Genomic DNA, 12,561 nt, shown 5'->3' with positions numbered 1-12,561 from the left:
AAATGCGAATCATACGCAAGTGCATTTACATGTCAAGCCTTGGCCTGTGACTTCTTCTCGGTTGCGGGCTGCTGGTCACGCATGGCGCGCGCGGCCTCAACCATTGCTTCCAGCGCTGGACGGACCTCGTCCCAGCTGCGGGTCTTGAGTCCGCAATCGGGATTGACCCATAGCCGCTCGACCGGGATCCCGCGTGCCGCCTTTTCCAGAAGGGTCACCATCTCCTGTACCGTCGGGAGGCGCGGAGAGTGGATGTCATAGACACCCGGCCCGATCTCGTTGGGGTAGATGGATCGCTCGAAGGCATCCAGCAGTTCCATGTCCGAGCGGGCGGTCTCGATGGTGATGACATCGGCATCCAGCGATGCGATGGCCTCGATGATGTCGTTGAACTCCGAGTAGCACATGTGGGTGTGGATCTGAGTCACGTCGGCTACACCGGAGGTGGCGACGCGAAAGGCGCGCGCAGCCCATTCCAGGTAGCGATTCCATTCGCCTCGTCGAAGCGGAAGCCCTTCCCGAAACGCCGGCTCGTCGACCTGGATCACGCCAATGCCAGCGGCCTCGAGGTCGGTGATCTCGTCGCGCAGCGCCAGGGCGATCTGCAGGGCAGTGGCCTCGCGTGACTGGTCATCGCGCTCGAAGGCCCATTGCAGCATGGTCACCGGCCCGGTGAGCATGGCCTTGACCGGCTTGCTCGTGAGGGACTGGGCGTAACGTGTCCAGTCGACGGTCATCGGACTGGGCCGCTGCACATCGCCGTAGATGATGGGGGGTTTCACGCAGCGCGATCCGTAGCTCTGAACCCAGCCGTGCCGGGTAAAGGCATACCCGTCGAGTTGCTCGCCGAAATACTCCACCATGTCGTTGCGTTCGGGCTCGCCGTGCACCAGCACGTCCATGCCGATGTCTTCCTGGAAGCGGATTACGCGAGCGATCTCCTGGCGCATGGTGCGCAGGTAATCATCCCGGGTTAGCTCACCTCGGCGGTAGTCACGGCGCACCCGGCGAATGGTCTGCGTTTGTGGGAACGAACCGATGCTGGTGGTCGGGAATAATGGGAGGTCGAGTGAGCGTTGTTGCAACGGTGCACGCTGTTCATAGGCCAGGGCACGGCGGGCGTCATCCGGGGACAGTCCCGCCACCCGTTCCCGAACTTGCGGAATGCAAGTACGACCGGCGTTCTGGCGGCTGCTATGCACGCGCCGACTGTGTTCCAGCTCTTTGGCAACTGCCGCGCGTCCCTCGGTCAAGCCGCGCTGGAGGGTCGCCAGCTCCGCCAGTTTCTGGCGCGCAAAGGCCAGCCAGCCGCGTACCTCCGTGTCCATGCTGGTTTCCTGTTCCACGTCAACGGGCACGTGCAGCAACGAGCAGGAGGGGGCGAGCCACAGGCGAGAACTGCCGAGGCTGCTGACGGCGGGCTCCAGAGTGTCCAGGCCGGCCTCCAGATTGGTGGCCCATATGTTGCGTCCGTCGATGATTCCCAACGACAGAATCTTGTCCTGCGGCAGCCGGGCCACCAGGGTCGAAACCTCCATCGCGCCGCGCACGGCATCCACGTGGAGCCCCGCTACCGGTAGTTCCAGTGCCAGGTCGCGCTGGCTGCCAAGGGCGCCGAAATAGGTCGTGAGCAAGAGGCGTGGCCCGCCACGGTGGAGACGGTCGTAAGCCGCCCTTAGCGCTGATTGCCACTCGACGGGCAGATCCAGTGTGAGGATGGGCTCGTCGATCTGAACCCAAGAAACCCCCTCTGCGCTGATCCACTCCAGGAGTTCCTGATAGGCCGGGACGAGCCGGTCAAGCAGTTCCAGTGGCTCCCCGTCATCCTTCATCTTCGCCAGGTACAGAAAGCTGACCGGCCCCAGCAGGACGGGCTTGGGCTGCAGACCCATCTCGCGCGCCTCCCGGATCTCCGTTCGTAGTCTGTCCGGAATGGCCGCAAAGGATTGTTCGAGGGTCAGCTCCGGGACCAGGTAGTGGTAGTTGGTATCGAACCACTTGGTCATCTCCAGCGCCGGCACATCGGGCAACGCATCGTTGTGAGAACGACCGCGAGCCATGTAGAAAGCTAGGTCCAGCGGGTGCTCGGCCGCTGCGGCATGGAAGCGCTCCGGCAGAACGCCCAGCGTCAGCATCATGTCCAGCACGTGGTCGTAGAAACTGAAGTCGCCGACCGGGACCTGTTGGATGCCAGCTTCGCGTTGCCAGGCCCAATGACGCTGCCGTAACTCGCGGCCCGAGGTTTCCAGTTGATCACGGCTGATATTGCCGCTCCAGTAGCGCTCAAGAGCCGTCTTCAGCTCGCGACGGGCGCCAATGCGGGGAAAGCCAAGGTTATGGGTGGTGATCATGGATCTATAGACTCCGGGTTGAACACGGCGTCCAGTCTCGTCATGCTTGATGCATGAGTAAAACGATATTTATTCACAGGAACCATGAATCCCACTCATGATCTGTCGGGAGTACTCGAGCTCCGGCATCTGCGGGCGGTTTGCGAGATCGTGCGGTTGGGGAGTGTGACTGCCGCGGCTGATAGCCTCTGCGTAACTCAGTCGGCACTGTCGCATCAGTTGCGCCAGCTTGAAGACCGACTGGGTGTGACCCTCTTCGAACGCCGAACGCGTCCGGTGCGATTATCGGCTGCCGGAGAACGTCTAGTGCAGGCGGCTGACCGGGTGTTGCCCGAGGTCACCGCCGCGCAGCGTGATGTCGTGCAGATCCGCGACGGCGGACGTGGCCGGCTGTTTCTGGTGCTGGAGTGCCACAGCTGCTTTCAGTGGCTGATGCCGGCGGTAGGTGCCTTTCGACGGCACTGGCCGGAGGTGGAGCTGGATCTTACCCTTAGCCATGGATTCACGGCACTGGACGCCCTGCGCAACGGCGATGTGGATGCGGCCGTTGCGGTGGACCCTGTGGATGACCCTGAGCTCGAGTCGGTGCACTTGATGGAGTACGAGAACCTGCTGGTGGTGCCGGCCGGCCACCCGCTCGCTGAACGCGCCTGCCTGGAGCCCGAGGATCTGCGCGGTGAGACCCTGATCACTTATCCGGTCAGCGAGGAGCGCCTGGATATCTATCGGCGCTTTCTGCACCCGGCCGGGGTGGCGGTCCCGCGCCGGACGACCGAGGTTAGTGCGATGCTGCTGCAATTGGTAGCGAGCCGCCGTGGTGTGGCGGTTTTGCCGGATTGGGCCCTGCCCGAGCTGGAGGCGGGGCTCAACGGGGGAGAGAGTGAGCCTGTCGCGACCCGGCGTGTCCGGCTTGGTCGCGACGGCCTGTGGAGCAACCTGGCCATCACGATGCGCCGCGCAGACCGGGAGCGTCCTCACATACTGGATTTCGTCGCTACGGCGCGCGACACGTTGCGCCAGACCCGAGGATAGACGGCGGGGCCCGTGCTACGGCCCGGACGGCACTGACTGAGAGGTGCCTGCCGCGTCGGGCAGGCTGCGATGCCGGTCGGCCATCGGCTCGGCCGTGATCAGGTAATCCGCCCCGTGCCGCAGGCCCTCCTTGCTTCGGGCCAGCGGCAGGGCGGTTTCCCGCAGCGCCTCGATCTTCTGGTGCATGGCCTTTGCCAGGCCATCGTCATTGAAGTGCGACAGCTGGCGCAGGCACAGGTCGAGCTGGCCGTTGACGAAGCGCTCGCGGTAGTGAATCGGGAAATAGCGGACATCCAGAACCCGGAAGCCGGCGATCCCGAGATGGCGCATGACCCAGGACGAAGGGTATTCGCGATAGGGGCGGTTCCCCGCGAGAAGCAGGCAGGCATCCCGCAGGCGGCCGATTTCGCGCACGATGCGGTCGGACTCGGTCTTGGGTTCGGTCAGTACATAGGGTTCCACGCCGACGAGATACAGCCGCTCGCCCACGTGGGGCCGCAGCCGATGCAGCGCGCGGTCCTGCCAGTAGGGCGAGAAGCCCTCGATTGCTCCGATGAAGTAGTCGAGCAGGACGGTGTCGAAACGCTCGCCAAACAGGAGCTGGTCGGACATCCAGTTGCCGACGAGGATGCGATCTTCGCGTCGCCGGCCTTTTCCTGCTGCCTTCTTCACCGTGTTCGCCATCTCCTGCGAGGCCGTGACGGCGGTCCAGCGCTCGGTCTCCAGCGCACAGATCCATTCGATGGATGCGCGTCCGGTGCCGGCATCGAGCACACTTCCCCAGGGTCGGTCGCCCTGCAGCTTCTCGATCGCCTGGAAGATCGGCGAGTGGGTGCCCTGACGCTTCGGCCCGCCGGATGGGGGTACGCCATGGGAGGGTAGCTTCGAGGTCATGGTTCTGCTCCGGGGTGACCTTTTGATCGTTTCAGGGACGTGACATTGCGAGCAGACGTGCCGCCAGGGCGAGGCCGACATTGACCAGGACGAGTACCGGCGCAAACGGCTGATCCAGCGGCAGGCTGACGCTCCAGGCGACCAGGAAGCCCGCGAGGGCCAGGGCCTGGGCCCACAGGAACAACCCGCGCAGATTGCGTGCGAGATAGGCGGCACCCCAGGCGGGCAGGAGCAGCGTGGCGAGGGCGGCGGGCAGCCCCAGTACCATGCTGCCCAGCACCACCGCGGCCACCAGCCAGGCGACCTCCGTGAGGCGCAACCACGCGCGCGGGCTGCGCGTGCCGGGGACGTCGGGGGCGAGCTGTGCGTGTCGCCAGACGTGGTACAGCCCGGGCGCGAGCACGAGGCTGGCCAACCCGAGCACGACCACTGCCCATAGTTCGCGGGGGCCGGCGAAATACAGCTGGCCCTCGGCCCAGGCGGCCGCGGCGAGGCTGGCCTGCGCGAAATTGGCGGCCAGCAATGTCACCGCCGCCAGTCCGGCCAGAAAAACGGCCAGCGGCAGGCGCTCGCGGTCGGGGCTGCGTTGCAGCAGGGCCATCACTCCGGCACCGAGTGCCAGGGCCACGGGCAGCACCGGCCAGTGGACGACCGACGCCAGGACGCCCCCGGCCGCGGCCCACTGCCCGAGTGCCAGGGCCTGCCAGACCGAACCGCGCAGGAACAGCCCGGCTCCGGCCAGCGCAAGTACAGCCGTGACCAGCAGCCCGGAGACAAACGGTACGAACAGCAGGTCACCGAGCATCGAGGTAGTCCGTCAGCGGGTGGTTCTCGGCCCCGACGGCCTGCAGGAACTCGTCGTCGTGGCTTGTCATCACCAATGTCGTATCGGCCGGGAGAGAGGCAATCAGGTCGACCGCATCGCCGCGCACCTCGGCGTCTAGGTGGTTGGCGGGCTCGTCCAGAAGGATCAGGCGTTCCCCTGATGGCCGGTCGGTGCTGCTGTGCAGGGCCGCAGCCAGACGCAGCAATTGCCACTGGCCGCCACTCAGGCGATCGAGCCGGCGATCCAGCAAGGCCTCTACCCGGGGTTGATCGGGCGGGGTGGCGCCCATCGCCCGGAACCAGTCGTGCCCGCACAAGGGCCAGGGGTCCCGCCGGGGGTGGTCCTGCGCCAGCAGGCTGACACGCGTCGCGGGGCCAAGCTGCAGGGTGCCTGCGTGTACCCGAGCCTGGCCGGTCACGGCCTTCAGCAGCAGCGACTTGCCGATGCCGTTCGGGCCGGTCAAGGCCCATCGGGCCCCGGTGGGTACCTCGAGGGACAGCGGGCCCAGCACCGGACGATCAAAGCCGAGGTGTACGGCCTGTGCGTGCAGGACGGTTAGGGGGAGGTGAGGGGGCATGCAGACTCGAACGCGTTGGGAGGGCCTGAATGATATCGGGCCCGGAAAGCTTTTTCCGGGCCCGATCGTGATGAAGGTGTTTCGCCCTGGGTTAGCGTTGAGGCAGCGTTTGCGCCCAGGTGGTCATCAGTTCCAGGTACCCGTCCAGGCTCGAGTCGGCCGGCGGGTCCAGAGGGACGGCATGGCTCGGCCAGCCCAGGTTGCGTTCGAAGAATTCGGCGCCGCGCGGCGGCTGGAATTCGGCGTACAGGACGGTGCCCTCGGTGCCTTCGAGATCACTGACCAGGCTGCGCAGGTGGCGCGCGGTGGGCGGGATGCCCGGGGCCGGCTCCAGGTAGCCGACGATCTCGACCGGCAGCCACTCTTCCAGATAGTCGAGGTCCTCGTGGTAGACCACGATGCGTTGCTCCGGCATGACCTGCTCGGCCAGTGCCTCGGCGTGCGCGCGCAGGCGTTCGGCCGTGCGGTCCGCTCGCTCCATGAAGCTGTCGGCATGGTCCGGGCGCAGTTCGCCCATGCGCTGGCCCAGCGCGAGGGCGAGTTCGGCCATGCGCAGCGGGTCGGCGTTGAAATGCGGGTTGCCCTCGGCATGTACATGCCCCATGTTCGGACCGTCCATGGTGATCGAGCGGCGCAGTTCGACCATGTCCGCCCCGCGGAAGTGGCCCGGTTGTCCAGAGTTGATGGCGCGGTTGCTGGCGCCGCGCTGCGCGGCCGGAAGCCAGCCCTCCTCGAGGCCAGCGCCCAACTCCAGCAGCATGTCGGCTCGGCGCAGGGCCGCCATGAAGCTGGGGCGGGCGTCGAGGTAGTGAGCATCGCGGTCCGGCGGTGCGAGCACACGGACCTCGGCCTCATCGCCGCCGATCTCGCGGGCGATGGCACCGAGGCTGGACGTGGTGGCGACGATATTGAGGCCGGCGACCGCCTGGCTGGGTACCAGTAATAGGGCTGCCAGGGCGATCGTTGCCATGCCCGTGAACAATCGGGTGGTGTTAGAGCGAATCATGCGAAGAAACATGCAGGACTCCTTGGAAAAGGGTTGCGTGTCTGGTGTGTCCTGAAGCCGGCGTATCCGCCGAACATCGGGAGGTGCGTGGGTCCGAGCGGACCCACGCGAGCGAACATCAGAAGCGGTGTGCGCCGTGCGCGCCGAGGGCGACATTCAGTTGCAGCATGAACTCCAGCCCGCGGTCGCGGCGGTCGTGGTCATCAATGAAGTCGTTCTGCGATAGCTGGGCGCGCAGGAACACCGGCTCCACCGGGCGGAAGGTGACCTGGGCGCTGTGCCGATACGAGGTGCCAAAGGACTCGACCTCGAAGTAGTCGTGGCCGTGATGGTGGCTGCCTTCGACCGCGTCATTGGTCAGACCCAGTGCCTCGGTCCGCAGGCCGGCTTCCCAGCGTGGCGCAAATCCGTAAACGGCTTGCAGGTAGAGGCCGTCCTGCTTGGTGGTGAGGCTGCTGGTGCGTTCCCAGTGCATGTGGCTGTGGTGGCCATGGCCGTGCTCGTGGCCGTCGTACTGATCCAGGCTCTGGCGCATGTAGAAGTATTCGCCCTGCAGCGTCCAGTCCCCGTGGCCGTAGGCGCGCCCGGAACTGTACTTGTATACGGCATCCAGTCCACCGAACCAGGCATCACCCTCCAGGCCATGGGCGTGATTGCCGTGATCCTCGGCAATACCGGTCTGGGCCACATAGCCCCCTGAAACCCCGAATTGCACGGCGTGATCGGCTCCAAGATTAGGGCCGAACTTGGCAAAAGCGGTGGTCACGCGCGGTCCGCTCTTCTCCGAGACCGGGAGGTCGCTATCAAAAGCAGCTATACCTTCGTCCTGGTCGCCCTGAAGCAGCTCGACACCCAACTGGGTATACATTTCCGTTGGTGCGACCCAGGTGGCCTGCACGCCGGTGTCTTGCAGGCCGTGGTCGCCAAACAGGTATTCGTTGACCAGCGGGCGATCGACGAAGTCCCAGTCGTGGCCGTGGCGGCTGTTGATGTACCCGATGTCGGACAGGAACTTACCGGCCTTGATCTGGAAGCCGCCAGGCAGGGCACGGGTGGTCAGAAAGGCCTCTTCGACCTCTACATGATCCTCGTCGAAGCCGACCATCAGTACGCCGTCGAAGAGGTCGCCCAGGTTGGCCTCGAAGACCAATTCGCTGTGGCCGAGGTTAAAGCCGTCGTCGAAGCCGTGGTCATGACCATGATCGTGGCCATGGCTATGGCCATGGTCGTGGCCGTCGTCGAAGCCCGCCGGGTCTTGGTTCCCTCGGGTCATTTCGTTGTAGTAGATGCCTTCCAGTATCAGCGAGACGTCCAGCCCCCAGGAACGGTCTTCGGACTGGGCGCTCCATTGCGCGGCAGCGGCCCCGGGGGCGGCGAGGGTCAGGGCGGTGAGTCCGGCAAGGACGGGGCGGGCGTATGGGGCGCGGGACATGTCGAGCTCCTTGTTGCACGGCAGACTGCAGCCAGGATCAGTGGGTCCGCCGATGGAGGTGAGTTGTTATAGCGTAACATCAAGACGTGAACGTTATACAATAACAACCCTGGATTCAACCCCGTTCCAGCCAGTCAGCTTGTGGCGGATCGGTCTCGGGGGAGGCCCGCGCGGGCGAACGCCGCGCGCCAGGGCTCCAGCTTTTCGGTCAGGTTCAGGCGGGCGTTGGCGGGGCTGGTGGAGGGCAGCCGTAGGGCCTCGACGCCCAGGGCGCGGGTCTCGCGGATGCGCCGCGCGCTCTCGGCGCCGTTGTGGATGATCACGCGCAGGCCCGGGGCCTCGCGGGTCAGGCGGGCCAGATCGTTGGGGACCGGTTCGCGGATGGCGCTGTCCAGGCTCCCCTCGCGCGAGCAGGCCCCGTAGACGTCCCAGAGGCCCACGCCGTGGTCGAGCAGGCGCTGGATGCGCTCCGGGTAGTCCAGCTCCGGGAAGGGTTCGCCGAGGATCTGCCCGGCAATGGGCCAGAACTGGTTGCGCGGGTGGGCGTAGTAGGCCCGGGCCTCCAGCGACGCCACGCCGGGAAAGCTGCCCAGCACGACAAGTCGGGTATCCGCTCGCAGGATCGGCGGGAACGCTTCAAGGGTGGCTGAGCCTGCGGTCACAGGAAGGTGGAAGCGAGCGGGCTGAGAGGGTGGGGCGGTGTCAGGCGCGGTCCTGCTGACTCCGACGGCAGTCGCCGCACTGGCCGTGCAGTTCCACCATGCGCGACTCGATGGCGAAGTCCTGTACCTCGGCTTCCTCTTCCAGTGCGCGGCTGGCCGGTTCCGGGGTGTGGAACTCGGTGATCTGGCCGCAGCCGTCGCAGATCATCAACGCGGATTCGTGGCGCTCCCCGGGATGCGAGCAGGCGACGAATCCATTGAGGCTCTCGATGCGGTGGATCAGCCCCTGCTCCAGCAGGAAGGCCAGGGTGCGGTAGACCGTCGGCGGCTTGATGCTGTGATCGTCGGAGGACAGGGCGTGGATCAGGTCGTAGGCCTTGATCACGCCCTCGGTGCGCAGGATCTGTTCGAGGATGCGCCGGCGCTGCTCGGTCAGGCGCGCACCCTGGCGGGCACAGACGCGTTCGGCGTCGGCAAGGGCCTGTTCGATGTCCGGCGTCTGGGTCTCGGCGGCGGCAGTCATGCGCCTAGCATAGCCCAAACACTCATCGCGTCCGTAACCGCCCTGGGCATCAGGCGCATTCGGCATCGGTCGCGGGCTCCGGGTCGGGCTGTTCGGGGCGCGTGGCGTCGGGACGGGCGAAGATCTCGGCGGACCAGCGGGCGCGGTCGGCCGCCGGTTCGGTCTCGCGCGCCACCATGTGCGCGTCCACGGCCGTGATGCGGTGGTCCAGGCCCTCGCCATTGGCGATCTGGATGGCGAGCCCCGGGCGAGCATTGAGCTCCAGGATCAGCGGTCCGCGGTCGGCGTCGATGACCACGTCCACTCCCAGGTAGCCGAGCTGGCTCAGCTCGAAGCAGCCCGCGGCGAGCTCCATCAGCTGGCCCCAGTCAGGAATCTGCAGACCGACGATGCTCTGCTCGCTGTCAGGGTGTTCGCGGCAGGGCTTGTTGTAGCGCACCCCGCCGATGGTCCGGCCGGAGCCCAGGTCGATGCCCGTGCCGACCGCGCCCTGGTGCAGGTTGGCCTTGCCGTCGGAGTCCTGGGTCGGCAGGCGCATCATCGCCATGACCGGGTAGCCGCGATAGACGACCGTGCGGATGTCCGGCACGCCCCGGTGCGAGACCGCGTCGAACACCGAGGAAAAACGCACCCGCTGTTCGATCATGGCGACGTCCGGGCGCCCGCCCAGGCTGTACATCCCTGACAGGATGTTGGAGATGTGGTCGTCCAGCTCGCTCAGCTCCATGGCGCGGCCGCCCGCCCGCCGCGGCCGGTTGCTGCGCCAGCCCTCGATCACCAGGATGCCGTCGCCCGCGGCGCCATGCGCTGGCTTGATCACGAAGCCGTCTTCGTACTCCCGCAGCTGGCGGCGTACGTCGCGGATCTGGCGGTGGGTGCGCACGACCCCGTAGAGATCGGGCACCGACAGGCCGGCATCCAGGGCCAGTTTCTTGGTCTGCAGCTTGTCGTCCACCCGTGGGTAGAAGCGCCGGGAGTTCCAGGCCGCGATGTAGCGGGCATTGCGGGCGTTCATGCCCACGATGCCCTGTTCCTTCAGCAGCTTCGGGCGCACGAAGCGCGGGAACCAGGCCGGCATCAGTCGGGCCTCCGCATCGCGTCCTGGATACGGCCGAAGCGGAACAGTTCCGTCAGGCGGTAGCCGGTGTAACGCCCGAGCAGCAGGGTCACGGCCAGCAGCACCAGCAGCAGTTCCGGGAACACGAACAGCAGGTGCTCCAGCTGACGGTTGGCCATCAGGCCGTAGGCGGCGGCCGCCACGACCAGGCTGCCGATGCCCTGGGTAATGGCGTCGGCCGGCCCGTGCTCCTCCCATACGACCGACATGCGCTCGATGGTCATGGCGAGGATGACCATGGGGAACAGCGACAGCGCCAGGGCCCGCTCGAAGCCCAGTTGATGCGACAGCACGCTGATCCCGAGCATCAGCATGATGACCACGCTGACGACCGCGGCCAGACGGGGCACCAGGAGCAGCCGCAGGTGCTCCAGGTAGAAGCGCACGGCCAGGCCCAGTGCGACGATCAGGGTGAACAGGATGATCCCCGCCAGCAGCTGGGTTTCGCGGAAGGACAGCGCGATCAGCACCGGCATGAAGGTGCCGAAGGTCTGGATGCCGATCACGTTGCGCAGGAACACGATGATCATCGCACCCAGAGGCACCATCAGCAGCACGCGGTAGGTGTTCTGCGTGCCCAGCGGCAGGTTCAGGGTGGAGAAGTCGAGGATGCGGGTGTCCAGGGTGTCGCCGAAGCGCTGGATGGTCGCCAGGGCATCCTGCACCCCGCGCGAGACCGCGAACCGGACCTCGGCGGCCTCGCCATTGGATACCTCGAGCAGCGGGGCGCTGCCGTGCGACCAGACGACTACGTCCGCGGGATACTCGATCTCGCCGGTCTCCGGGTCGATGGGGACCCAGCGCCGGGTGTTGTGGACCTCCAGCCAGGTCTGCGGCTCGATGTCGCGGCGGCCATCGACCAGCCGGAGGGCCGTCACCTGGCGCGCGGGGATCCGCGCGGTGGCCAGCAGTTCGATCAGGGTCTCGGTGCGGCGCGTGCGGTTGTCGTCGCTCTCGATGAACACCGCCGCGTTGGATGCGGGGGCGGCGTTGGCGAGGTCATTGACCAGCACCGAGGCAAAGCTCTGGATATCCGAGGAACGGCCGCGTACGTCGTCGATCAGGGCATCGGCGGCGGAACGGAAGGGCTCGGTCCAGTCGGGTACGGCCACCGGCCCGGGGTACTCCGACTCGGAGCGGTCGTTGCCGTCGCGATAGAGCGTGGCGCGGTAGTAGAGGACCTGTTCACCGCGTGGCTGGCGCGTTGTCCACTGGGCCAGGCGATCCTCGGCCTGGGTAATGGAGTTCAGGCCGTAGCCGCGCGAGACGAAGCCTTCGTCCAGAATGGAGAAATTGGGCAGGCGATGCGGGATGCGCAGCTCCACCGTGGCTGCGCCGCCGGTGGGCTGATAGCGCACCCGTGCCTCCACCTGCCAGGTCTCGGCGGTGGCGTCCGGCTGCAGGGGCATGCCCAGCGCGCTGACCTTGTAGGCGAAGACCCCGAGCCCGACCGCGCTCAGCAGCACGATCAGGATCGGCAGGTGAAAGCGCTTCACTGGTCATCCGCCGCGCAGTCGGGCGCGCGCAGGTGTTTCTCGCCGGAATCGACCAGGATATGGCCGGCCATGTGGCTGCGACCGATCAGGGCCTGATAGGTCAGTGCCGTGCGGTCGATCAGGCTGGTGTCGGCGGTCAGGAGCTGGTTGCCAATGCAGAACTCCATGCGCACGACCGGGCGCTCCTGCGACTCGCCGCTGTGGCGCCGGATACGGACGATCCGTTCGATCGGGCGCTCGAGGGTGATGCGGGCGTCCTCGTCTTCCGGATCGATGATCTCGAAGCGGATCCAGTCCTCGCCGTCCTTTTCGAAGCGCTCCTTGTTCAGTGCGTTCAGCGAGGAGGAGGTCGCACCCGTGTCCATGCGTGCCTCCAGTACGACGTCTTCCTCGACGATCTGTACGTCCTCCACCGTGCCCAGGATGGCCATGGACGGGCCCGATTCGTGGGCCACGGCGGATTGCGCGAGGAACGCCAAGCCGAGCAGCATGGTCGGCAGGATGGAGTGGGTTAAGCTGGAACGACGGGCGGCTGGGGCAGTCACGCAGTCTCCTGAAGGTTACAAAACATCGAAGTCTAGCTGATCATAGTGGTTCACCCCTGTTAAGGGGTTCACAAACCCGCGGCCGTCTTCGTGCCGGCCG

At 66.3% G+C, this 12,561-nt stretch carries 12 protein-coding genes; 1 reads left to right on the top strand and 11 read right to left on the bottom strand.

The window, feature by feature from the left end; translation table 11 throughout:
* Positions 1–32 precede the first annotated feature (32 nt).
* Entirely contained in the window at positions 33–2,351 is a 2,319-nt protein-coding gene (gene metE, locus D106_RS0107885; protein WP_018879736.1) for a 5-methyltetrahydropteroyltriglutamate--homocysteine S-methyltransferase, read from the bottom strand.
* An 84-nt stretch (positions 2,352–2,435) separates the two neighbouring features.
* Between metE and D106_RS0107880 the strand changes: the two genes are divergently transcribed.
* Positions 2,436–3,383 carry a LysR family transcriptional regulator gene (locus D106_RS0107880; protein WP_081620067.1) on the top strand — a complete coding sequence of 316 codons (948 nt, stop codon included), beginning with the start codon at positions 2,436–2,438 and terminating at the stop codon, positions 3,381–3,383.
* 15 nt (positions 3,384–3,398) lie between these two features.
* On the opposite strand, the gene D106_RS0107875 is transcribed toward D106_RS0107880, so the two are convergent.
* The 10 genes from D106_RS0107875 to D106_RS14260 all read right to left on the bottom strand — a co-directional run bounded on the left by D106_RS0107875 (position 3,399) and on the right by D106_RS14260 (position 12,407).
* On the bottom strand, positions 3,399–4,277 hold the full coding sequence (locus D106_RS0107875) for a class I SAM-dependent methyltransferase (RefSeq protein ID WP_018879734.1): 879 nt from the start codon (positions 4,275–4,277) through the stop codon (positions 3,399–3,401).
* Positions 4,278–4,308: 31 nt separating this feature from the next.
* A complete protein-coding gene (locus tag D106_RS0107870; protein WP_018879733.1) occupies positions 4,309–5,082 on the bottom strand; it encodes a metal ABC transporter permease in 774 nt (257 codons plus the stop codon).
* Positions 5,072–5,680 carry an ATP-binding cassette domain-containing protein gene (locus D106_RS0107865; protein WP_026280624.1) on the bottom strand — a complete coding sequence of 203 codons (609 nt, stop codon included), beginning with the start codon at positions 5,678–5,680 and terminating at the stop codon, positions 5,072–5,074. Before D106_RS0107865 ends, D106_RS0107870 begins: the two co-directional genes overlap by 11 nt.
* A gap of 91 nt (positions 5,681–5,771) precedes the next feature.
* Positions 5,772–6,650 carry a metal ABC transporter substrate-binding protein gene (locus tag D106_RS0107860; protein ID WP_231372869.1) on the bottom strand — a complete coding sequence of 293 codons (879 nt, stop codon included), beginning with the start codon at positions 6,648–6,650 and terminating at the stop codon, positions 5,772–5,774.
* A gap of 154 nt (positions 6,651–6,804) precedes the next feature.
* Positions 6,805–8,118 carry a hypothetical protein gene (locus D106_RS0107855; protein WP_018879730.1) on the bottom strand — a complete coding sequence of 438 codons (1,314 nt, stop codon included), beginning with the start codon at positions 8,116–8,118 and terminating at the stop codon, positions 6,805–6,807.
* Between the two features lie 134 nt (positions 8,119–8,252).
* Complete coding sequence (locus D106_RS0107850; RefSeq protein WP_028484211.1) at positions 8,253–8,780, bottom strand: DNA-deoxyinosine glycosylase; 528 nt, start codon at positions 8,778–8,780, stop codon at positions 8,253–8,255.
* Positions 8,781–8,820: 40 nt separating this feature from the next.
* Complete coding sequence (locus D106_RS0107845; RefSeq protein ID WP_018866697.1) at positions 8,821–9,303, bottom strand: Fur family transcriptional regulator; 483 nt, start codon at positions 9,301–9,303, stop codon at positions 8,821–8,823.
* 49 nt (positions 9,304–9,352) lie between these two features.
* A complete protein-coding gene (locus tag D106_RS0107840; RefSeq protein ID WP_018879728.1) occupies positions 9,353–10,381 on the bottom strand; it encodes an alpha-L-glutamate ligase-like protein in 1,029 nt (342 codons plus the stop codon).
* On the bottom strand, positions 10,381–11,916 hold the full coding sequence (locus tag D106_RS0107835) for an inactive transglutaminase family protein (RefSeq protein ID WP_018866699.1): 1,536 nt from the start codon (positions 11,914–11,916) through the stop codon (positions 10,381–10,383). The genes D106_RS0107840 and D106_RS0107835 overlap by 1 nt, the downstream gene beginning before the upstream one ends.
* Positions 11,913–12,407 carry an ATP-dependent zinc protease gene (locus tag D106_RS14260; RefSeq protein ID WP_051074887.1) on the bottom strand — a complete coding sequence of 165 codons (495 nt, stop codon included), beginning with the start codon at positions 12,405–12,407 and terminating at the stop codon, positions 11,913–11,915. The genes D106_RS0107835 and D106_RS14260 overlap by 4 nt, the downstream gene beginning before the upstream one ends.
* Between the last annotated feature and the right edge of the window lie 154 nt (positions 12,408–12,561).

The sequence above is a fragment of the Thioalkalivibrio sp. ALE9 genome, from assembly GCF_000377445.1.
Taxonomy (GTDB): Bacteria; Pseudomonadota; Gammaproteobacteria; order Ectothiorhodospirales; family Ectothiorhodospiraceae; genus Thioalkalivibrio.
This window is presented reverse-complemented; position numbering and strand designations above follow the sequence as displayed.